The sequence below is a fragment of the Paenibacillus sp. FSL P2-0089 genome, from assembly GCF_038595095.1.
In the GTDB taxonomy this organism is placed as follows: Bacteria; Bacillota; Bacilli; order Paenibacillales; family Paenibacillaceae; genus Paenibacillus_AQ; species Paenibacillus_AQ silagei.
Map to the genome: position 1 here is coordinate 1,178,255 of NZ_CP152006.1, position 17,189 is coordinate 1,195,443.

Annotated in this window: 15 protein-coding genes; 4 read left to right on the forward strand and 11 right to left on the reverse strand. The window is 55.2% G+C overall.

What is annotated here, in order from left to right; all coding sequences use genetic code 11:
* Positions 1 to 79: 79 nt before the first annotated feature.
* The gene (locus tag NST69_RS04950; RefSeq protein ID WP_342548655.1) at positions 80 to 1,213 is read right to left on the reverse strand and encodes an FAD:protein FMN transferase; all 1,134 of its coding nucleotides are present in this window, start codon (positions 1,211 to 1,213) and stop codon (positions 80 to 82) included.
* Positions 1,214 to 1,453: 240 nt separating this feature from the next.
* Between NST69_RS04950 and NST69_RS04955 the strand changes: the two genes are divergently transcribed.
* Positions 1,454 to 2,026, forward strand: a complete 573-nt coding sequence (locus tag NST69_RS04955; protein WP_342548656.1) for a TetR/AcrR family transcriptional regulator — start codon at positions 1,454 to 1,456, stop codon at positions 2,024 to 2,026.
* Between the two features lie 201 nt (positions 2,027 to 2,227).
* Positions 2,228 to 3,982 carry an SGNH/GDSL hydrolase family protein gene (locus tag NST69_RS04960; RefSeq protein ID WP_342548657.1) on the forward strand — a complete coding sequence of 585 codons (1,755 nt, stop codon included), beginning with the start codon at positions 2,228 to 2,230 and terminating at the stop codon, positions 3,980 to 3,982.
* A 171-nt stretch (positions 3,983 to 4,153) separates the two neighbouring features.
* On the opposite strand, the gene NST69_RS04965 is transcribed toward NST69_RS04960, so the two are convergent.
* Positions 4,154 to 5,086, reverse strand: a complete 933-nt coding sequence (locus NST69_RS04965) for a glycosyltransferase (protein ID WP_342548658.1) — start codon at positions 5,084 to 5,086, stop codon at positions 4,154 to 4,156.
* Between the two features lie 257 nt (positions 5,087 to 5,343).
* Here NST69_RS04965 and NST69_RS04970 point away from each other — a divergent pair, with 257 nt between their 5' ends.
* Entirely contained in the window at positions 5,344 to 6,069 is a 726-nt protein-coding gene (locus NST69_RS04970; RefSeq protein WP_339254323.1) for a DsbA family oxidoreductase, read from the forward strand.
* Positions 6,070 to 6,622: 553 nt separating this feature from the next.
* Here the strand turns inward: NST69_RS04970 and NST69_RS04975 are convergent.
* From NST69_RS04975 to NST69_RS05015, 9 genes are all read right to left on the reverse strand, one after another.
* Positions 6,623 to 8,203 carry an oleate hydratase gene (locus NST69_RS04975; RefSeq protein ID WP_342548659.1) on the reverse strand — a complete coding sequence of 527 codons (1,581 nt, stop codon included), beginning with the start codon at positions 8,201 to 8,203 and terminating at the stop codon, positions 6,623 to 6,625.
* Between the two features lie 162 nt (positions 8,204 to 8,365).
* Positions 8,366 to 8,935 (reverse strand): TetR/AcrR family transcriptional regulator, encoded by a 570-nt coding sequence (locus tag NST69_RS04980; protein WP_209879708.1) that lies wholly within the window; start codon positions 8,933 to 8,935, stop codon positions 8,366 to 8,368.
* 25 nt (positions 8,936 to 8,960) lie between these two features.
* On the reverse strand, positions 8,961 to 9,356 hold the full coding sequence (locus NST69_RS04985; RefSeq protein WP_209879711.1) for a hypothetical protein: 396 nt from the start codon (positions 9,354 to 9,356) through the stop codon (positions 8,961 to 8,963).
* 24 nt (positions 9,357 to 9,380) lie between these two features.
* Positions 9,381 to 9,905, reverse strand: coding sequence for a hypothetical protein (locus NST69_RS04990; RefSeq protein WP_339254328.1), 525 nt, complete (start codon positions 9,903 to 9,905; stop codon positions 9,381 to 9,383).
* Positions 9,906 to 9,963: 58 nt separating this feature from the next.
* A complete protein-coding gene (locus tag NST69_RS04995; RefSeq protein ID WP_342548660.1) occupies positions 9,964 to 10,935 on the reverse strand; it encodes an RluA family pseudouridine synthase in 972 nt (323 codons plus the stop codon).
* A gap of 81 nt (positions 10,936 to 11,016) precedes the next feature.
* Positions 11,017 to 11,202: a CLC_0170 family protein gene (locus tag NST69_RS05000; RefSeq protein ID WP_342548661.1), complete on the reverse strand. Its 186-nt coding sequence runs from the start codon at positions 11,200 to 11,202 to the stop codon at positions 11,017 to 11,019.
* A gap of 41 nt (positions 11,203 to 11,243) precedes the next feature.
* Positions 11,244 to 12,467 carry a Ger(x)C family spore germination protein gene (locus NST69_RS05005; protein WP_342548662.1) on the reverse strand — a complete coding sequence of 408 codons (1,224 nt, stop codon included), beginning with the start codon at positions 12,465 to 12,467 and terminating at the stop codon, positions 11,244 to 11,246.
* Positions 12,464 to 13,561 carry an endospore germination permease gene (locus tag NST69_RS05010; RefSeq protein ID WP_339313098.1) on the reverse strand — a complete coding sequence of 366 codons (1,098 nt, stop codon included), beginning with the start codon at positions 13,559 to 13,561 and terminating at the stop codon, positions 12,464 to 12,466. The genes NST69_RS05005 and NST69_RS05010 overlap by 4 nt, the downstream gene beginning before the upstream one ends.
* Positions 13,554 to 15,164 (reverse strand): spore germination protein, encoded by a 1,611-nt coding sequence (locus NST69_RS05015; RefSeq protein ID WP_342548663.1) that lies wholly within the window; start codon positions 15,162 to 15,164, stop codon positions 13,554 to 13,556. Before NST69_RS05015 ends, NST69_RS05010 begins: the two co-directional genes overlap by 8 nt.
* A gap of 187 nt (positions 15,165 to 15,351) precedes the next feature.
* Between NST69_RS05015 and recQ the strand changes: the two genes are divergently transcribed.
* Positions 15,352 to 17,178 (forward strand): DNA helicase RecQ, encoded by a 1,827-nt coding sequence (recQ, locus tag NST69_RS05020; protein ID WP_036727639.1) that lies wholly within the window; start codon positions 15,352 to 15,354, stop codon positions 17,176 to 17,178.
* Positions 17,179 to 17,189 lie beyond the last annotated feature (11 nt).

The window sequence follows — 17,189 nt, forward strand, 5'->3', positions numbered from 1 at the left end:
AGGTGCCCTCCGTGAGTGGAAGGCACCTTTTTGTGTATTTTACCCAGAAGCTACTTCACCACATCAGCACCAAGCTCCGTTAATTAGCGAAGCTATAAGTCGAATCGGTCAGATTCAGCCGTTTCTTCAGCTCAGAGGTGGCATAGATCTTGTTGTCGTCTGTAATGAAGAAGGCCTCCACCTTCTCCGGCAGCGCTTCGAGATATTTCATGCCTTCTTCCAGGCCCATGAGGAACACACCGGTGGAAAGAGCGTCCGCGTCTGTCGCGCTCGGGCTCATGATGGTGATACTCTTCAGCCCGTTCTGGGAAGGGAAGCCTGTACGCGGATCGAGGATATGGTGGTAACGCACTCCGTCCTGCATGAAGAAGCGCTCATATACCCCGGAAGCATCAATGACCTCATCGGTAATCTTAATCGTGCCCAGCTGGGTGCCCCGGCTCTGATCGGGGTCCTGCAGGCCGATATTCCACTGGGAGCCGTTCGGCTTGTTGCCAAGGGCGATAATGCTGCTGCCGCCGAGATTGATCATTGCGCTGTTCAGGCCCTGAGCCTTGAGATAGTCGGCGATCCGGTCAGCCGCATAGCCTTTGCCGATTCCGCCCATGTCCAGCACCATGCCTTCTTTGGCCAGCTTGACCGTCTTCGCAGCCTCATCGACAATCACATCCTTGTAATTGACCAGACTCCGGGCCTTGTCGATCGCCGCCTGGTCAGGCACATGCTCCCCGCCTTCGCCGATCGCCCATAGATCCACAAGCGGGCCAACCGTCGGATCATACAGCCCGTCCATTTCCTCAGCATATTTGAGGGAGAGCTTCACGATATCCAGCGTTTCATCAGACACAGCAACGGCTTCTTTGCCGGCGGCTTGATTCACCGCGTACAATTCCCCGTTCGTCTTGGTGCGGCTGAACTCGATATCCATCCGTTCCAGCATAGCCTGAATGTCGTCCATATTCTTCTGTTCCACCGTATCGCCGAACACCTTGATATTCACAACCGTATCATAAATATAAAACGTCTGCTCCAGGGACTTCGTATCGCCGTCTTTGGAGGCAGTAGCGCCAGGGGTTCCGGTAGCAGCAGGGCTGTCTTCACTCTTGTTGCCCATTGTAAGCCAGATTACCACAGCCGCAGCGATAATAACGACTAGAGCGGCCAGAATTACAACGGTTTTTTTGTTCTTAGATGTTTTTTTGATTTCAGACATATTCCACCATCCATACAATTAGTTTCGTGGTTGCATCTTTACTATCATACCCCAGAAAGAACGGCAATGGATACTCATTTGGTGACATTTTGTGCAGAAGAGCGGCTTGCGGAGTGCCGAATCCGGTGATATTTTGATGAAAATATTGTCTTCTTCCCGGTGGCGTGGTAAATTGGGTGGTAATTAATGACCGGAAATAAATTCTAGTCAATTTGTATTCTAGAGAATGGAGTGTTACCCATGTCCATTGACCGTAAAGCATTAATCCTGCAGGCAGCAACCCTGTCCTTTGTTCAATTTGGTTATAAGGCTACGACTATGGATCAGGTATCCAGAATTGCCAATGTGGGCAAAGGCACGATCTATACCTTTTTCAAAACCAAGGAAGAACTGTTCGAGGAAATTCTGGACAAGGCGACCTCTGAATTAACATCGGTGATGAACCGTGTGGCTGCGCAGCAAACTTCCTTCGTACATAAGCTGCTTAATCTGCTGGATTCCATTCTGGAATTCCGCCTGGACCATGAGCTGTTCGTGAAGCTGGCCCAGGAGGTCCGGGATATCGGTACGGCCCAGGCGCTCGAAGGCGTGAAGCGGATGGAGGGCTACGCGCTGGACTTCCTGCAGCAGCAGATTGAGGAGGCTATCGGGAGCGGAGAAGTGAAGCCTTGCGATGCCAGTGTGGCGGCGTTTATGATTCTGCGGATGTATCTGGCTCTGACCACGGAATGGAACAAATCCCATGAGCCGCTGGATCAGGACAAGATCAAAGAGCATATGATTCTGTTCATCTCCACCGGAATACTGCAATAGAGGCAAACAAGCGAATTGTTGTAATAACTAAACAGAGCTTCAGATTGTACGTTGAGCTGTTCCGGCACCCCGGGCTATAATGAAAGCGTTAATGAAAACGATTATGGCGCAGCTGAAGTCTAGAGCTGGCATGGCGGCGGGGTACTGCTGTCCTGTTCCAGATGGATGAGAGCGCCTTCAGACAAAGTGAGGCTGATGGTTATGGAAGAGTATAACAGCGGTATCGGGCTTGGCGGGCAGGAGGGTCCGGCGGCACCTCAAGATCCAGTGGAGCGCCGTGACGGCTTCTTCGTCATGTTCGAGACGGCGATTGAGGCAACCGCCCGGGCGGAGGGCAAGCCCTCGCAGGAGGTCTATCTGGAAGGCAATTATCTGATCGATAAGGCCAAATACATAGGCGGGGTTACGGATGAGCAGATGCTGGCGATGCTTAGAGACTGGACCGGCTTCCGCAAGCTGGTGCACAGCATTGGAGTGTCTGTGAAGACGGCGGAGGAAGGGGCTGCGGTCACTTTTCTTATGCAGAATTGGGGCAGAACCAGCAAGTATGAGACCGGCACGCAGCTGCGGGTCCCCTGCCCGGGCGATGGAACGGAAATCCTAGTGAAGCTGGAAGAGCACGAGTGGTCTGAGGAGGATGTGGCTCCCGGCAAATATGCCTTTGAATTCAACAACGAGGGGGAACTGGCGACAGCGAGCATCGTTCTCTACCTGAATGACGGGTACACGGCGCCTGAGCTGACAGCGGAACCTTCCGTAGACTTCGAGTCGTCTGCTTACCGCGCGATGATTGCGAAGTCTCTGCTGTATGCGGGCAATAACCGGCGGCTGAAGCGGGCTATGGACAAGGCTGCAAGCGGAGAGGATGTGACGATTGCTTATATTGGCGGGTCCATCACACAGGGGGCCGGAGCTAAGCCCATTCATACGGAATGCTATGCCTATCAGTCGTACTTAAGATTTAAGGAGCTATTCGGCAAGGAGGGTGGAGAGAATATTCATTTCATCAAGGCCGGGGTTGGCGGGACGCCCTCTGAGCTTGGGATGATCCGCTATGAGCGGGATGTGCTGAGGGATGGTACAGCCGCTCCCGACATCGTAGTGGTGGAATTTGCCGTGAATGATGAAGGGGACGAGACGAAGGGCAACTGCTTCGAGAGTCTTTGTCTCAAAATCCTGTCTGCGCCGAACCAGCCTGCCGTCATCCTGCTGTTCAGTGTCTTCGTGAATGACTGGAACCTGCAGGACCGCCTCTCCCCGGTAGGCAGACGCTATAATCTCCCGATGGTCAGTGTCAAAGATGCAGTAACAGAGCAGTTCCGGCTGAGCAAGGCCGAAGGAAATATCATCTCCAAGCGGCAATTCTTCTACGATATCTATCACCCCACGAATGACGGGCACCGCGTAATGGCGGACTCCCTGGGCTACCTTTTCGCCGAGACCGCCCGGATGGGATTGGATGAAAAGGAGCAGGATATGCTGGCGGGACCGCCTGAGCTCGGCAATGATTTTGCCCATGTCCGGCTGCTGGACCGTATAAGTGATCTGGGCAGCGCAGCTACTGCGATTGTTATTGAAGCAGGCGGCTTCCACGGTACGGATGAGGAGCTGCAGCAGGTGGAGATGGATGCCAATCCGTTCGGCACTCCGCAATTCCCGCATAACTGGATGCACACGGCTGCGTCTGGTGAGGATCGCTTCAGGCTGACAATCACCAGCAAGAATCTGATCCTGGTCTTCAAGGATTCGGGCAGCCCGGATGTAGGCAAGGCGGAGGTCTATGTGGACGGCAAGCTGGTTCTGACGGCAGATCCGCATGTGAATAGCTGGACGCACTGCAACGCTGTGATTCTATACAACAATGAGCAGAGCGGGGAGCATGTGGTGGAGATCCGGATGGCGCCGGAGGATCAGGACAAGAGCTTCACGATCCTGGGCTTTGGCTATACGGCTTAAGAATAATATAAGGGTGCCACAGAGGCCGCATTGAAGCAGCCGCCTGTGGCACCTTTTTTCTAATGTACTGACCAGAGGGTGTATGAACCGGATGTATGGGGCACAGGGCCCCCAGCATCCTTAAACTGTTTGGTTCTGTGCGCACTAGCGGTTCTTCGCGGAATGCTGTACCTAATCCAGCATGAATTCCCTGTACTTGTTCTTGCGGGGGTTGAGGATGAAGAGGATGCCACTGGCGTAGCCGGAGACGGCATTGAAGTTCCGCTTGAGCGTAGACTTGACGGCGAGGTAAGACAAGGTCCAGAGCAGAGCTGCATAATTCTTCACGGGTGCTTTGCGCAGATTCAGCAGATAATAATGGTTGACTGCGGTCGCCCGGGCGACCCGGCCTGCCTTGTCGCGAGAGCTGGGCGATTCATGATGCATGATTTTCAGCTCCGGGTTAATCACGAGCTTGCCGTATCTGCTCGCCAGATGGCACATATAGATATCGTCCGCTACTGCATAGCTGGTCATCCAGGGGTACGGCTTCATATCCCGCAGCGCCGAGCTGCGGAAGGACATATTGCAGCCGTGGAAGAAATCCGTCTCAAAAATATTCTCGGTCTCCCCCCATAAGAGAAGAGACCCGGCCAGTGTGCTGGCCGACAGTCTGCCTGGCGAAGCCGACATTTGACAGGTGAGCCTGCCGAGCAGCTTGCCCGATTTGCTGCTGGAGAGACCCTTGGCGATTCCGCCGACTCCGGCAATGGACGGATCTGAGGCGTAGGTGTCGAGCAACCGGCGGATATAGAGCGGATCGTCCAGCTCCGCATCGTCATCGAAGCTGAGCAGAATCTCCCCGTCGATGAGCCCGAGGGCCTCATAGCGGGAGAGCCAGACGCCGGGCTTGGTTTTGCGGTAATAACGCAGGCTGGCATCCGGAAGTCGCCCGAGCACCTCACGGAAATATTCCAGCACCTGCTCTTCGATCTCACCGTCGTCCACGATCAGCAGTTCGATGGAGACATTCTCCAGCCCGCTTTGCGCGCCGATGGACTCAATGCAGAGGGTCAGATCGCTGATCCGGTTACGCGTGGGAATGACTATAGACAGGTCATGCATGCCGCTGACTCCTTTCGGGACGCCATAGACCGTCCGCTTTGAATTAGAGATGTTGCTCTAATTTTACCTGCCCGGCCGGGCGTACGTATATACCTCTTTCGTTTACTTTTCTCCCGGAAGCCAGCAGGGAAGAGAATGTATGGGACATTCAATGGGAAGGGGCCGTTCAGAAAGTTTGTTTGTAATTTTCGGTTTTCAACTATATAATAGTAAGTGAAATGCAATACCAATACCATTACCATTCAGGAGGAATTCCCATGAGAATAGATATATGGTCTGATTATGCCTGCCCGTTCTGCTATATCGGCAAAAGACGGCTGGAGCACGCGCTGAGCCAATTCCCGGGCCGTGACCAGGTGGAGGTCGTGTTCCGCAGCTTCCAGCTGGACCCGAATGCACGCACCGATGAGACGAGAGATATCCATGAGCTGCTGGCCGGTAAATACGGCATGACCCGTGACAAGGCCAAGGAGATGAACGCACAGCTGGCCGAGCAGGCGCAGGGTGTGGGTCTGGAATTCAATTTCGATACGATTCAGTCCACGAATACCTTTGACGCTCACCGCTTGAGCCACTATGCCGCTACTCAGGGCAAGGCTCCGCAGATGACCGAACGGCTGCTGCGTGCTTATTTCACCGATACACTGAATGTAGGTGACCGTAAAGTGCTGGCTGAGCTGGCTGCGGAGGCCGGACTGGATCAGGCTGAAGTTACTGCGGTGCTCGACAGTGAGGCTTACGGCGACCGGGTCCAGGCTGACATTGAAGCTGCCCGGCAGCTGAACATCACTGGCGTTCCCTTCTTCGTCTTCAATAATAAGTACGCCGTATCTGGCGCACAGCCGGGTCCGGTCTTTACTGAAGTGCTGGACACGGTATGGGCGGAGGAACAGAAGGGTCCAGAGCTTCAGGTGGTCGGCCAGCCGAAGTCCGGGGCTGCACCGTCTGCTGACGGCTGCGATGACGGTTCCTGCAGCATCTGATTACGATCAGTGGCAGGTTCGAGATAAGCGTTGCTGCGTGCTGCTTCGGGACGGAACGTACGATTCATTCCGGTTACGGACTACAGTTCCGCTATTTGCGCCAAAAGGCCATTTGGAGCGGCGTGCCGGACTCTGAGGACGTTATGCGGAGATTTTGGAAGCGAAATTGCAGGATATTCGGCACTTAAGCGCACTGGAGTCCGCAGCGCTGCCGTAAAAGATGATTTGGAACAAATAAGCGCACTGGAGTCCGCATAAGCGTGCTCCATCCAGTCAGGCGGCTACGCCCTGATCGAAGCAGGCTAAAAGTACGGCATTCCTGCCGCCACTGGCCCTTCCTGGCAAGTTTGCATCAATAGACGCACCAAACCCCCGCCGCATGAAATTCATGCAGCGGGGGTTTTTTGTTCAAATATAAGAATTTATATGTTGCACACGATAAATTATCCTTCTATTTCTCGCTGAAACGGTACCGTCCTTTAAAAGGACGGCAAAGCCGTTTCCACTTGCTTACAGAGACCACTGGCCTGGAGCGGGAAACCGAATCATTCCGTTACCGGAACGAGGTCACCAGACTGGAGAACAGTGTGCGGACATCGTTCTGGTACGCATTGATCGGCTCTACCGGACGGTTCAGGCCGAACAGGGTGTAGACGGCGATGCGGGCGGCACGGACTGAATACTCTTCCGTGAAAACGATGTCGTCCGGGATCTCGCAGTATTGCCCGATAAAGGCCAGGTTGGTTGAGCCTTCAGGCACCACCTGCGGCCGGTCGCTGTTCAGGCGCGGCATGAATTGGGAGGTGATATACGGCATCATGCAAGGAATACAGTTGGCGGTAGCCATGATCTCTTCCTTATGCGCCTCGAAGTGCAGATGTCCGATCAGCTCCTCCATAATCTCCTCGCCGGTACAGTCGCACATTTTTTTGTGCACATAATCGCCGACCTTGTCCGGGTACAGGCCATATCCCCAGAAGACCCTGACATGCTCCGGCTGGTTGCGGAAATGCGGCTGGAACGCCAGCACGACCGACATGAACCAACTGGAATCCTTGAACGTTACAAGTGCGCCGGTACCGGCCCGGTTGCGGGTGAACTTCTCCATCAGGTCGAAGAACTTCGAGTCCTGGAAGGTCACCGTGAAGGATTCCCATTTGGATTCGTCCACATGATCGTCGAAGGAAGAAGGATTGCCGAGACCCGGCTTCTTCGCGGCGATTGTCTCCCACAGCTTCCATGAGCTGCCCTTACCGTTCATCCCGGGAGCGGAGGTCATCGATCCGAGGCTGGAGCCTTCGGTCATCGAGCCGTTCGTCACAATGACCCGGTCGCCTTCATGAACCTGGATCGTGTCCTCCACGCCATCGCGGACGACCTTCATCGCTGTCACAGTAATGCCGTCGCCTTCTTTGAATTCCAGATCAGTGACCGTACATTTTAAGGTGAAATCTACGCCCAGCGGCTCCAGATATTGATGCAGCGGCAGAATAATGGAATCATATTGGTTGTATGGAGTGCGGGTTACGCCTTCAAGGGTTTGAATTCTAGGGAACTCGTGCATGAAGCGGAGCATATACCGCTTGAACTCAACTGCACTATGCCAAGGCTGGAAGGCAAAAGTGGTCGCCCACATGTACCAGAAGTTCGTTGTGAAGAAATGTGGTCCGAACCAGTCGTTAATCCGCAAGGTGCCCATGGCTGGCTCCGGCGTCATGATCAGCTTGCCCATGGCCAGGCGGTCTGCCATATCGAAGCCCATGGAGGTGACGTCCAGAACCTCACCCTTGCTGTTGATCAGCCGGGCCTGGCCGCGGGTCGGATTGGATTCGTCGAATTGAATGATTTCTTCCCGCAGCGTCAGCCCCGGCTGGTCAATGGACGGAATGGTACTTAATAGCTCCCACAGATTCTCATAGGTCTCATCGTTCAGCATCCGGCCGCCGCGAATGACATATCCATGCTCTGCATCGCCGGCACCGTCATTGCTGCCGCCAAGGATCTTCATTTCTTCAATAATGTGAATGTTCTGTCCGGGAAAACCGCAGTCTCTGACCAGATAGGCCGCACCTGCAAGGGATGCAATGCCACCGCCTACGAAATATACCTGCTCGTTACCATACTCTTTTTTCACTGATTACCGCCTCCATAGGTTTGCTTGAATACTGGACCTGAACCGAGTGTAATCCAGTCCCGCCTTGGAGGGTATCATCAAAGCACTTGATCTGTATAAAATTTGGACATGTGGAACAAAGTGTAACATTTTTGAGCAGAAAAAAAGCCGCAGCCTCTAAGGTTACGACACAATGTTCTCATATTTATGCAGCGCCTTCAGAAAGTTCCCTTCTATCAGGACGCTCAGCTTCCCGATCATCTGCTCCGGCGGCTCCTTCATCCCGTCCTGCATCCACTGAATGACCAGTCCGGTGAAGGCCAGCGTGTAAAAGTTGGCGATGAACTGCTTATCCGGCGTCCCGACATCCAGCCCCGCGGCCAGCTCGTTGATGACGCCCATAACGAGATCATTCGTCACCTCATACAGATACGCGTCCAGATGCCTCCGTCCGAGGGAGTCCAAGGTATTGCTGCAGAACGCCTTATTGTTCCCGATATAGCAGAATATCCGGTAGAAACCGTCTGTCCAGGTGCTGTAGCTGCGGTACTGGGCAATGCTCTCGACAGCCTCCGTCCTGTAGATCCAGCCCAGCAGATCATAGATATCCTGAAAATGATAATAAAAGGTCTGCCGGTTCACGCCGCAATCCTCGACCAGATGCCGGACGGAGATTTTGTTCAGCGGAAGCTCCTCCATCAGGTCTTTGAGCGAGCGGGCGAGCGCATTTTTGGTCAGCAGGGAATTGGACATAAGGGTCATCAGCTCCTAACAGGAATCAGCGTGTGCGCCAATAGTGTATCAGCAGCCGGCCGCCCTCGGCGATCAGACCCAGAGCGAAGCCGCCTGCTGTAAACAGGCCGAAGGAAAGAAAGCCCGCAAGATCCTCGAAGCCCGACATCTCACGGTAAGTGTACAGGTACATCAGGAAGAGCCCCGCCACAGTCCCAGCGGTTGAGAAGATCCACACAAGCTGCGCACCCAACCAGCCGAACCCGTTGACTATACCGGAGATGACAAGGGCAAGGATGGCCCAGCGTAGGGCAAGAATAAGGTTGAAAGGCTCACCTAACCACATATACCGGTGCAGAATCAGCGATAGCCACAGCAGCAGCGCGTAACCGGCAGACCATGCCAGCCAGCGGCCCGTCCGGGCAGGAGGCAGGAAATTCATTATCAGCTCACCCCATGTATAGCGTTATACCTCTTCCAGTTCCTCTGCGCTCTGCAGCATGAACTTCAGGAGGTTCGGAAGGTCTTCCATTTGCTCTTCGGTAATTTGCCGTTTGAATTGCAGTTCAACACAGTTATTGTACGTATCGTCTGTCTGTCCATAGCGGAAGCTGAGCGATTGCACAGGCTGGAATTCGGGTCCCCAGATTCGGGTCAGAATCTCTTCAATGGCCGGGCACTGCACATTCACATCTTCTATCTCCATATAAAAGCGTAAGAAAAGACTGCATCCCGGATCGCTGCCCGGCGTTTCCAGAATTTCATCGCTGAGGTCCTTCACTGTGGACTGGAGCAGAATCTCGGACGTCACATTCAGGCCTCCGGTCAGCTTGAACGCGAGGCTGAATTCACGCGACATCAGCGCGAGATTGAGCAGATCGGACCGGTCAGTTACAACTAGAACCCCATCCAGATTATCGTAGTCGTAGATCTGGTTCTCCAGGGCGATTTTGATATTGTCAAAAACAGTAGGGTGGAACAAGAGCGGCACCTTCTATCGTTTCTCTATAATATATTATGATCTGCTGTTGGCACTCACAGCTTAGGAATTAGTTCGTAGGTGCCGGTGCCGTGTATTTCAGAAAACTCTTCGGAATCGCGCTCTCAAACGTTAGAATTTCACCTGTGGTCGGATGGATGAACGAGAGCACGCGGGCATGCAGGCCGAGGCGGCCGACCGCCTTGGTCTCAGCGCCGTACTTCTTGTCCCCGGCAATCGGATGTCCGATGTCGGACATGTGGACACGGATCTGATTCTTCCGTCCGGTCTCTAAGTGCACCTCCAGCAGGGAGAAGTGGCGGTTCGCCTGGATCAGCTTATAGCGGGTTACGGCGTGCAGCCCGTCTCCCTCATGCGGACTGGAGTACATCTTCAGTGTGGAGGTCTCCTTCAGCCAGGAGCTGATCGTGCCTTCGGATCTCTTAACGGCGCCTTCCACCAGAGCCACGTAGGAGCGTTCCTTGACGGTCTCCTTCCAGCTGTTCTGGAGCTGCTGCTGAATCGCCTCGCTGCGGGCAAACATCATGACGCCCGAGGTATCACGGTCCAGCCGGTGCACCACATAGACGCGGTTCTTCGGGTTGCTCAGGCGGACATGCTCCATCAGCTGGCGGTAAGCCGTCAATTCATTATCTTCACCGGTAGCGATGGACAGGAGCCCCGCATCCTTCTGGATCACAATAATATCGTCATCCTCATGGACAATGGTCAGCCCGAGCATCTCCTTGGTTTCGGCAGGCTTCTCATGGTCAATCGTCACGGTCTGGCCGGGATGGAGCGGATGGTTATGCTTCGTCACCGGCTTGCCGTTCACCGCAACCTGTCCGCGGGAGAGCATGGATTTGATCGAGTTGCGCCCCTTGTTCGTAATCGTCTTCAGCAGAAAAGCAAGCAGCTCCGCAGGCTCGGCTACTGTATAGGATTTGGGTGCTGCTGCCGGCTTGGCCGGGGCTCCGGATCTTGCTCCCTGTTTATGGTTAGAGGTTCTGTTCCCCTGATTTCTGGTTCTTCTTGTATTCATGACCGCATTCTCCGTCCTTTAATAGGTTACTCCTCAATATACCATGGGCCGTGAAGAAATACTACGAAGGGACGTGGGGCACTAGATATAGAGGAGCAGGCCGATACAGATTATCAGGGAGAGCAGGATATAGCCCCAGGCTATGATCTTTGCGTACTTTTTCTCCCGGAGCCAGCCCCGGTTACTGTAAATTCGGATATCTACAACCAGCAGGAGCATGGCCGAGAAGAACAGCATCCCGGCAAGGCTTCCCAGCAATCGGATCATACGCTTCCTCCTCCATAGCGGTTACCTGCACGGGCTGGCGCTTAATCATGCTTGAGGCCCACTCTGCGGATATGCAGGGTCAGTCTGATATCTACACCAACACTGCTGTACAGGCTCTCCCAGTCGTTTTTGCCGTGGATATGCTTCCTCCAGTAGGCGGGATGATGGCTTCGGATCTGTTCGCCCATGCCAAAAATATCGGAGTGGTCCTGCTGGGTCTGCTTCACCAGTCCGGTCAGCACCGTCTGGATCTGCTGCTCGAAATCCCGCTCGATCTCATGCAGCTTCTGCGGGGAATTGACAGGAATGTCACTGCTGTAATGCTCGTCCAAATCCCCCTCCAGGAAGATCTCATAGGACAAATAGGGCTTGCCGTCCTTGATATAGCTCCGGGTGCGGGTGAAGCGTTCATTGATCTTGGTCATGACAATCCCGAGCTCCTGCGTACGGAGCAGAGTGGAGTAGCCGCCGGGGTCCATCCCCTGCATCGCCATGAACCCGCCGATCTCTATAGGGGCAGTCTTGCTGACCATCTTGCCGCCGCTGAAATAAGCCAGCCCTTTGATCAGAATATTATCCTTGTTGCGAAGTGCCACATAAGGCAGATAAGCGCTTTGTCCCCACCTGGAGTCGGCTGACCAGAAGGTGCCGATATAATCCCGGGGGAATTTGCCGGAGGAGACGGACTTCTCCATCATGGACAAAATATAAAGAGTAGGCACACGCTGCAGCGGCGGGTTCACATCCATGAAGGCGGACGCGCGGCCCTCGGAGACGAGCAGCCAGGTTCTGCGCCGGATTTCTGGGTTGCGCCGCAGATAATCATTCAGCTCGGCGAGACTGCCCCGGGCAATCTCCTCGCTGATGATGATGATCCGCAGGTGAACCAGATAACGCGGGTCGGCTATCTGCTGCTGCAGATTATTCATGGCATCGTCGAGGGAGATGCCGCGCACGCTGACTACCCAGACGGGACTGGTCTTGCCTTCCCCTGCGCTGCCGCCGGTGCCGGGGCCCAGCGGGACTCTGCCCGGGACGGCAATCTGAGCGGTGACACTGATCATCTCCGTAGGCAGAGAGTTATCATGGATGTGAGTGACCCGGTCTTCTTTTTGCGTATCGTCTGCAGGGATCTTGTCAATGGATAGGCCGAGAACCAGCGCGCGGTCCTCAATCTCCACCTGATCCCAGCATCCGCTGAGCAGCGGGGCGGCTATAGTGAGCAGGAGGAGCAGGGCGAGCGTGCGCGGAAGCTGTATTTTCATGAGGTCACCTTCTCCTTGTGGCGTCTGAGCAGATAGACTGTCCATAACAGCAGCGGATAGCCGAACATCAGCATCATGCCGGCATTGCCCAGATGAAGGGCCCACTGGTAAGATTCGAACACATTTGAGGGCAGCATGGCCAGGATGAACATCACCGGCAGCAGGACCGTGGAGGCCATCCGCTGGTCGCGGAATCGCAGCAGCTTGTGCAGCAGATAGGCAGATATGTAATAAGTAGTGTAGATCGTCGTGTAGACAGAGATGACCCAGATAATAATGAAGATAGCATCCAGCCGCTCCAGGAATCCCTCGCCAAAAGCCGCCGAACGGGCCATCTCCAGAGTAGGGTAGATCAGCAGCTTGGTCTCCTCGGCACCGAATATCCCTACAGAAGCAATGACGATCAGCACGTAGATTGCACCCGACAGGAAGATGGCCCAGGCCCCCGCGCGGACGGCATGCCCAGGCTTCTCCATGAATGGAATCAGCAGCACGATGACGAAGGAGCTTTGGAACAGATAGGTGGCCTCCCGCGCCCCTTTCCAGAACTGGAGGCCGGGAGCCATCAGGACAGGCTGCAGATTGAGCATATCCACATTTTTGAGCGAGAGCAGAATGGTGGCCAGAATAGAGCCGACAATCAGCGGCAGATAGAAGAAGTGGATATAGGAGAACTTCACAACGTTGCGCCTGGAGGACAGCAGACTGATAAGCAGCATCAGGAAGATGGTTGCTTCGATCGGTGTTTTTTTGTACAGCACGGTTGTGGCAACATCCCCGAACTGGCGTACAGTGAGGCCGGTGAGTACAATGAACAGCAGCATAATCACCACAGTGAAAATAGCAGCAAGCGGGCGTCCGATCAGGCGGCGGCTGAACACGAACAGGGTCTCCTGCGGAAACCGCTGGCAGAGAGAGGCCAGCAGCCAGTAGCTGATGAAGGAGAAAAGTACGCCGCAGAATGCAACAAGGGGAGCGCTGCTGTTACCTGCTTCGGTCATATAGCGCGGGAAGCTGAGGATGCCCACTCCGATAATGGTGCTGCTGATCACGGCTGCTGCGCGCAGACTCGTAATCTGGCGCGGATTATTCATCGGTCTCATCTCCCTGCCTGAGAATCTGGTCAATCTCTGCGGTGGGTACACTGCGGGGCAGTCTGTCGGTATCCCGGACATGCAGGAAGCTGGGGCGGCGGCGCATCCACCAGAGCGGCACCCGCACCAGCGTATCCTTCAGATCACGCCACTTACCGGGAATGTAGGGGGACATATAGGGAACTCCGAAGGACTCCAGGTAGAGCAGATGATTCAGAATCAGAATCGTACCAATCATAACCCCGTAGAGGCCGAACATACCGGCCAGAAGGATCAGCGGAAACCGCAGCATACGCAGGGCGATCGCTGCATTGTAGGCGGGGGTGGCGAACGAGCCGATGGTCGTCAGAGCCACAATGACAACCGTGATCGGGCTGGCGAGTCCTGCGCCCACTGCAGCCTGTCCGATGACGAGGACGCCTACAATAGATAATGCCCCGCCGATCATCTGCGGCAGCCGGATCGTCGCTTCCCGCAGCACCTCCATGGATACCTCCATAATCAGCACCTCCAGCACAGCCGGAAACGGCACGCCCGCCCGGCCGCCCGAGATCGCCACAGCGAAATCTGTAGGCAGCAGTTCGGGGTTGTACGAGATGACAGACACATACAACGCCGGGAAAAACAGCGAGCAGGCCAAAGCAATCAGCCGGATGATCCGGATCAGGCTGCCCATAATGAAGCGTTCCGTATAGTCATCCACCGTCTGGAAGAACTGGTTGAAGAGGGCGGGAACAATCAGGGCAAACGGGGAGCCATCCACAAGAATGGCGACCCGTCCTTCCAGAAGGGCGGCCACAGTTTTGTCCGGCCGCTCGGTGCTCTGAACCTGAGGGAAGGGGGACAGCGGCTGGTCTTCGATGAACTGCTCGATGTATCCGGCATCGAGGATGCCGTCCGTATGAATCAGCGAGATTCTGCGCATGACTTCAGCGACCAGACTGCTGTCAGTGACACTGTCAATGTAACATAGAGCCACCCTTGACTGGGTACGCTCTCCGAGCGGGCTAATTTCAATCCGGAAGTCTTTGCTCTGCAGCCGGTACCGCAGCAGGGAGAGGTTGTTCTCCAGCTTCTCCACATAGCCTTCACGCGGCCCGCGGATGACCTGCTCCGTCTGCGGCTGCTCGACCCCGCGCATCTCAATCTGGCGCATTTCCAAGCGAAGCGCCTCTGGAATCCCGTCGATCAGCAGAATCAGGTCGCCCTTCACGGCGGCTTGGGGGAGTGCGGACAGATCGACAGTTGTGGTGCCTTGAGTGACCTGGACAGCTGTACTCCAGATATAATGAATCATTCCGCCCGTATCCTCCGGGACCTCAGACTGCCCTGGAGGCGGGGCCATTAACGGTTTCAGTACATGCTCGCGCACCTGCTCCATATTCACGAGTGAGGAGAAGAAGAGCATTGCAGCAGGATAAGCCCCGAAGAGCAGGAAGTCGCGTACGACCAGGTCGCCGTTCTCTCCGAGCCTCGCCTGAAGCTCCGGCAGATCGCTCTTCAGCTCTCCTGTCAGCCTGCTGCCGCTGGCAGGCTTCTGCTCTGTAGAAGAAGACTGTTGCTTATCTATGTAGGAGGCATATTTATCTTTCCAGTCTTGCAAACGGGCGACCTCCTTCATAGGGCAGATGGATGAATCTATATAAAGTGTTGCTTGATCGTACGGTTTTTATGTAATTTCTATGTGTAAGGCCCGGAAGGAGTGCTATGATATCTGCTTCAGACGGTTGCTTGGCAGCCGGTTGCCCGGTAAACTAAAAGGTAGAAAGCCTTAAGGAGTTTGAAGAGATATGGAGATGCAAGGATCATTAATGGAGCAGGCCCAGGCCGAGCTGCAAAAATATTACGGTTATCCCGATTTCCGGGACGGCCAGAAAAAAATTGTAAACAATCTGCTGGAAGGCCGCGATACGCTGGGCATTCTGCCTACCGGAGGCGGTAAGTCCATCTGCTATCAGGTTCCGGCGCTGCTGCAGCCGGGGCTTACCCTGGTCGTCTCACCGCTGATCTCCCTGATGAAGGATCAGGTGGATGCTCTTACGACGGCAGGGATTCCGGCTGCTTATATCAACAGCACCCTGAGCGGCAAGGAAGTGAATGAGCGCATTCGTGCGGCCCGCCGCGGCGACTTGAAGCTGCTCTATGTAGCTCCCGAGCGTCTGGAGCTGGACTGGTTCCGCCTGGAGATGGCGGGACTGAACATCTCCTGCGTAGCTGTAGATGAGGCGCACTGCGTCTCGCAGTGGGGCCATGACTTCCGCACCAGTTATCTGGCAGTGTCCCCGTTCGTGGAGCAGCTGCCGCAGCGTCCGATTCTGGCGGCCTTCACCGCTACGGCTACCCCGGAGGTCATGGAGGATATGGTCCGGCTGCTGCGCCTGCGCGAGCCGGGCGTCTTCATGACCGGACTTGGCCGCGACAACCTGGCGATGTCCGTGCTGCGCGGAGAGAACAAGCGCGAGTTCGTGCTGGATTACGCGGCTCAGCATGCCCATCAGCCGGGCATCGTGTATGCCGCCACCCGCAAGGAGGTGGATGATCTCTATCAGCGCCTCCAGGCCGCAGGAATCACCGCCGGGCGCTATCATGCCGGAATGAACGACCAGGAGCGGGCGGACAGCCAGGAAGGCTTCCTCTATGACGATATCCGCGTCATGGTCGCCACGAATGCCTTCGGGATGGGGATCGACAAGTCTAACGTGCGTTATGTCATCCATTACAATATGCCGAAGAACATGGAAGCTTATGTTCAAGAGGCGGGACGTGCCGGGCGTGACGGGGAGCCGAGCGATTGTATCCTGCTGTTCAGTGCTCAGGATATCATGACCCAGAAATTCTTGATTGAGCAGAACCCGCAGGACCCGGAACGTAAAGCCAACGAATACCGCAAGCTTCAGCAGATGATTGAATACTGCTATACCACCCGCTGCCTGCGCAGTGCGCAGCTCGACTATTTCGGCGAGAGTCATGACGATGATCACTGCGGGATTTGCAGCTCCTGTACCGACGAGCGTGAGCTGGTCGATATCACCGTTGAAGCGCAGAAGATCTTCTCCTGCATCCACCGGATGCGGGAGCGTTACGGCGTGGCGCTGGTCTCATCCGTGCTGAAGGGCTCACGTAACCAGAAGGTGCTGCAATACGGCTTCGAGAAGCTGCCGACTCACGGCGCTATGTCCAGCCGCAGCGAGAAGGAGATTACCGAGATCATCAATATGCTGATCTCGGAAGGATATCTGGCCTTGTCCGAAGGCCAGTATCCGGTGGTCCGGCTGCAGCCGCTGGCAGCCGAGGTGCTGCGCGGCCAGCGCCAGGTGCATCAGCGCGTGGCCCGCACACTGGTCACCTCCGGCACGCGGGACCGCAGCCGCTCGCGCGATACTTCACCGTCTGCGGTCAACGAGACGGTGTTCGAGCAGCTGCGTCTGATCCGCCGCGAGCTGGCGGGGCGCGAGCATGTGCCGTCGTACATCATTTTCAATGATGCGACGCTGCGTGAGATGAGCGTGGTTTGTCCGCAGACAGAAGCGGAGATGCTGAGGGTGAAGGGTGTCGGTGAAGTGAAGTACCGGAAGTACGGCAAGGCCTTCCTGGAGTTTTTTCAAAATGACATGTAAAGAAGGTTATA

Excerpts from the sequence above, each read along its gene's own strand:
- NST69_RS04970 (WP_339254323.1), top strand. The coding sequence starts at position 5,344 with ATGAGAATAGATATATGGTCTGATTATGCCTGCCCGTTCTGCTATATC.
- NST69_RS04980 (WP_209879708.1), bottom strand. The coding sequence starts at position 8,935 with ATGTCCAATTCCCTGCTGACCAAAAATGCGCTCGCCCGCTCGCTCAAA.
- recQ (WP_036727639.1), top strand. The coding sequence starts at position 15,352 with ATGGAGATGCAAGGATCATTAATGGAGCAGGCCCAGGCCGAGCTGCAA.
- NST69_RS04995 (WP_342548660.1), bottom strand. The coding sequence starts at position 10,935 with ATGAATACAAGAAGAACCAGAAATCAGGGGAACAGAACCTCTAACCAT.
- NST69_RS04960 (WP_342548657.1), top strand. The coding sequence starts at position 2,228 with ATGGAAGAGTATAACAGCGGTATCGGGCTTGGCGGGCAGGAGGGTCCG.
- NST69_RS04950 (WP_342548655.1), bottom strand. The coding sequence starts at position 1,213 with ATGTCTGAAATCAAAAAAACATCTAAGAACAAAAAAACCGTTGTAATT.
- NST69_RS05010 (WP_339313098.1), bottom strand. The coding sequence starts at position 13,561 with ATGAATAATCCGCGCCAGATTACGAGTCTGCGCGCAGCAGCCGTGATC.
- NST69_RS04965 (WP_342548658.1), bottom strand. The coding sequence starts at position 5,086 with ATGCATGACCTGTCTATAGTCATTCCCACGCGTAACCGGATCAGCGAT.
- NST69_RS04955 (WP_342548656.1), top strand. The coding sequence starts at position 1,454 with ATGTCCATTGACCGTAAAGCATTAATCCTGCAGGCAGCAACCCTGTCC.
- NST69_RS05005 (WP_342548662.1), bottom strand. The coding sequence starts at position 12,467 with ATGAAAATACAGCTTCCGCGCACGCTCGCCCTGCTCCTCCTGCTCACT.
- NST69_RS05000 (WP_342548661.1), bottom strand. The coding sequence starts at position 11,202 with ATGATCCGATTGCTGGGAAGCCTTGCCGGGATGCTGTTCTTCTCGGCC.
- NST69_RS04985 (WP_209879711.1), bottom strand. The coding sequence starts at position 9,356 with ATGAATTTCCTGCCTCCTGCCCGGACGGGCCGCTGGCTGGCATGGTCT.